General features: G+C 43.8%; 5 protein-coding genes. 2 read left to right on the top strand and 3 right to left on the bottom strand.

Annotated elements, in window-relative coordinates:
- The 3 genes from A3SI_RS16195 to A3SI_RS19175 form a co-directional block, all read right to left on the bottom strand.
- A partial coding sequence (locus tag A3SI_RS16195) for a toprim domain-containing protein (RefSeq protein WP_040671259.1) occupies positions 1-1,029 on the bottom strand: 1,029 nt, incomplete at its 3' end.
- Positions 1,026-1,511 (bottom strand): CHC2 zinc finger domain-containing protein, encoded by a 486-nt coding sequence (locus tag A3SI_RS21310; protein WP_238531825.1) that lies wholly within the window; start codon positions 1,509-1,511, stop codon positions 1,026-1,028. The genes A3SI_RS21310 and A3SI_RS16195, both read right to left, overlap by 4 nt.
- A 3-nt stretch (positions 1,512-1,514) precedes the next feature.
- Positions 1,515-1,685, bottom strand: coding sequence for a hypothetical protein (locus A3SI_RS19175; protein ID WP_156810363.1), 171 nt, complete (start codon positions 1,683-1,685; stop codon positions 1,515-1,517).
- Between the two features lie 183 nt (positions 1,686-1,868).
- Between A3SI_RS19175 and A3SI_RS16185 the strand changes: the two genes are divergently transcribed.
- Positions 1,869-2,234 carry a helix-turn-helix domain-containing protein gene (locus A3SI_RS16185; RefSeq protein ID WP_040671261.1) on the top strand — a complete coding sequence of 122 codons (366 nt, stop codon included), beginning with the start codon at positions 1,869-1,871 and terminating at the stop codon, positions 2,232-2,234.
- A gap of 67 nt (positions 2,235-2,301) precedes the next feature.
- On the top strand, positions 2,302-3,216 hold the full coding sequence (locus tag A3SI_RS16180; protein ID WP_009057600.1) for a hypothetical protein: 915 nt from the start codon (positions 2,302-2,304) through the stop codon (positions 3,214-3,216).
- Positions 3,217-3,523: the final 307 nt, after the last annotated feature.

Below are 3,523 nucleotides of genomic sequence, written 5' to 3'. Positions count from 1 at the left end.
CTCCAGGTCTGCCCTGAGGTTCAGTTTTTCGGCCGCCTCCCTGGCTATCCTTTCCGTCTGTTTGTTCTCGTACAGGTCCAGGCGGTTGCGGTAGCGGTTGTAGGCGCTGCTGCCCTTCCCCTCGACCATCAGGCTGACCTGAAGCCTGTCGGGTTCCTGTCTAACCCCACCCTTTACATAGTAATGCGCCGTGTCGGTAAAGTAAATGATCCGGTGGGGGTTGGTCGTATCGAATCTGCCTGCCGCATGGCTTGGGTTGGTTTCCTGCGTGTTGACTTTTGGTTGTGGAGCGGTTTTCAATGGGACGGGTTGGGGCTTCTCCGGGGCGGTTTCAGGTTTCTGATTCTGAACCACTTTTTTTATTTCATTTGAAGCCTTTTCATTTGAAGAATAAAAAGACCCGTTTGGCGCATCAAAAGGGGTACGGCTGTCCAGCAGGTGTCTAAAGAGTTCTTCCGCACTGTCCGCATGGTTTACGTACAGGCTGTTCACGTCCTCGCCCTCCGGGGTGTTGACAAGGCTGATTTCGACAGCTGGAAGCAGCCCCTTCAGCTTTTCGCCCTGTTTCCTTACCGCTTCCAGTCCGGCTGCATCACCGTCAAAAAAGAAAACAATCTCTTCCAGGTTGTTCAATAATTGGATTGCACTGATATGTTCCTCGGTCAGCCCGTTGGTGCCGTAGCAGGCAAGTATTTCGTATTCCGCAAGAATGCCGGGGATTTGGAGCAAGGTGGCCGCATCGATGATGGCTTCGGTAAGGATCAGCTTTGTTGTTTCCGGTTTGGGACCGTGTCCGCCCTCTGGCGGATAATGTGGATAAAGCCCCTGGCGGTCTTTCAGGTAAAAGTGCCGTGCCTGCCTGTCATCTGCCGTGCTCCGGAAGTACAGGCTGGTTATTTGGTTATCCCTGTCCCTGAGCGGGAACACGATCCCGCCTTTTCCGAAGGGGCTGTAGGCCTTTTCGCCCGTGCGGTTGTTCACATGGCCTTTGTCCAGCAGCAGGCCGTATTTCAGGCAGGCTTCTATCAATGTTTCGTCCTTTCTCGTACCATGGTGGAACTGGCCACTGTTGTAACCAACCTCCGTTTTGCGTGGTCCAGTCCACGGCTTTCCAGGTATTCACGGACAGGTCTGCTGTTGTACACCGCATTCCTGAAGTAGGTAAACATGTTTGTGAGCAGCGCAACCCTGGTAAGTTTCTGGACGGGGGAAGCCGTGCCCGTGACCGTGTCCGCCCCCTGGCGGATCAGTTCCCCCGCCTTCAGGATCGCCTGGTGTTTGTCCGTCTGTTCCATGTGCATGATAAAGTCGATCACGTCCAGGCTCTTGCCGTGCGTGGGGCAGTTGGAACTGAAGCAGTAGGCCGTCTGGGTCTTGTAGTACACCTGCATGCTCGGGGTCTTGTCCGGATGGAACGGGCAGTTCAGACGGCTTTGTTTGTCCGGTTTCAGACCGTAATGTTCCAGGACTTCCTTTAGTGTCAGTCTGGTTTTGATCTCCTGTATTTCCATCACTTAACCCGCCTTCTTTTCTAGGTTACCGAACAGATCTCTCAGATCGCTCAGTACCGCATACAGCTCCAACAGCTCCCGGCCGCAGTCCTGCTCCCGCTCCACCATCGATATGTGGGTGACCAGAATGAATAGCAGTTCGTCCAGATGCCCTGCCAGTGCCGGGGCATCCACGAAGTTTTCCAGGAACCTGTCCAGCTCCCCGGTAGTCGTATAGGTACTCTTTTTTCTTTGCCATAATTGTTGTGGTTAATTTCACTACTCCTAAAATTGATTTAAGTTTTCTTTTTAGCAACTTAGAAGCAGGTGATTGTCACACATATTGATAAAAGTATCTTTATTTGCTACTTTTACAACATGAACATAGCGGACAACATCAAGGCAATCAGGGAGCAGAAAGGCCTCAAACAGATCGATGTCGCCACCCATATCGGCGTGGACAAGTCGGCATACAGCAAAATAGAAAAGGGAACCAGGGCAATCACCGTGGAAGAGCTCTACAAGGCCGCACAGCTCTTCAACATGACCACCGACCAGATATTCGGATACGACGGGGACATCCCCTCCGAAGTCGTCATCGAGGACAAGACAGCGGTGGAACAGCTGCGCCTAATCCAGCAGCTCGAAGAAGAGGACAGGCAGACCATCTTCAAGCTGATCGACAAGATGCTCACCAACAAAAAATTTAAAGACTTCTTTCAGAAAAACGCGGCAGCGTTGTGAGGGGATTTAAAGCGGACTTCACTAAATAATGTAAAATTAGGTTGTATTTCTTCCGAATACTTAAAGCATGCAAACAATAAAAAGATATTTTTTACTTATATCAATAGGTGTTATTCTTTTACGGTGCCAGCACCATAAAGAAAAACCAAACATCTATTTAAACGAAGTAATTGGTGAAGAAGTGGTCAATAGATTGGAAGAATTGAAATTAATCGACAGTAACGACACAATTCTTGGTCTATGGCATATTATTATAAATGAGGCACATCTAAAATCAGAAAACTATACATTTTTCACTTACAATAATCTTGTGCAGTTTTATCAAAGAGAAAATACAGAACCAATAATTACATATGTACCAATTGACAGTATTCTTGACCTAAGAAAGGAAATAGAGAGTAATCTCAATTTAAATAGGATGTCAATAAAAGTAAGACGCTTTCGAGGTTTGACATTTAATCATAAAACTCAAAAGGATGAAGTTCTTTATGTGAACTATAGCTTCTTTCCACCATTTGATGCTGATATTCAAAAAAAGGAACAATTTTATGAATTGCTTCTTCAAACATGGATTAACAACCCAAAATATCAAGAGCTTTTTACGATAAATTCAAAACTTCACAATGAGGATGTGAAGCAAACAATCTCTGACGAAAGTAATAAACTTACCAAACTTAAACACAACTTTGAAAAGCAATCAGTTAACACCATATATGAAAATAATTTTTTAGTTGTTTTTCTTGGAAACGAATTGGCTCTGATCAGATATAACTCTGATGATGAAGAATTTACAGTGTTCAACATAATTACAGAAAATTTAATAGGAGATAGTACAGACGCAATGACAGTATTAAGCATATACCCCATTCATAAACACGGAGAATTAGAATTACCTTTTTCGGATAAAGGGTTAACTATAAATTCAGCAATTAGATATAAGACAAAATTTTCTAAAACCATTGTAGAAAATCATTTTAGATAGAAAAATGACACTTGAAACAAAATTAAATTTCCCAATATCAAACAATCATACTGTCCGACTAAGAAATGTTTTTATACTTTCAATTATATTAATAGTATTTTTATCTCTTTATATTCACTATCAAGAGACAAGGATACTTGTAGCGTTGTTTATTATCATCATTCCCTTAGCTATATTTTTGTCATTCTCTCAAAAAAAGCACAATATTCGGTCACTGGAACTTACTTATAATAAACTAATTGTATCTTACCCTAAACATAAAAATAGAAATTCCCTTAWCMMMAAAAGGGGGCCCCTTTAAAACCCC

Source organism: Nitritalea halalkaliphila LW7 (genome assembly GCF_000265075.1).
GTDB lineage: Bacteria > Bacteroidota > Bacteroidia > Cytophagales > Cyclobacteriaceae > Nitritalea > Nitritalea halalkaliphila.
This window is presented reverse-complemented; position numbering and strand designations above follow the sequence as displayed.

What these genes read in the sequence shown, in the direction of transcription:
- A3SI_RS21310 (WP_238531825.1), bottom strand. Translation starts at nt 1,511, where the DNA reads ATGGAAATACAGGAGATCAAAACCAGACTGACACTAAAGGAAGTCCTG.
- A3SI_RS16185 (WP_040671261.1), top strand. Translation starts at nt 1,869, where the DNA reads ATGAACATAGCGGACAACATCAAGGCAATCAGGGAGCAGAAAGGCCTC.
- A3SI_RS16180 (WP_009057600.1), top strand. Translation starts at nt 2,302, where the DNA reads ATGCAAACAATAAAAAGATATTTTTTACTTATATCAATAGGTGTTATT.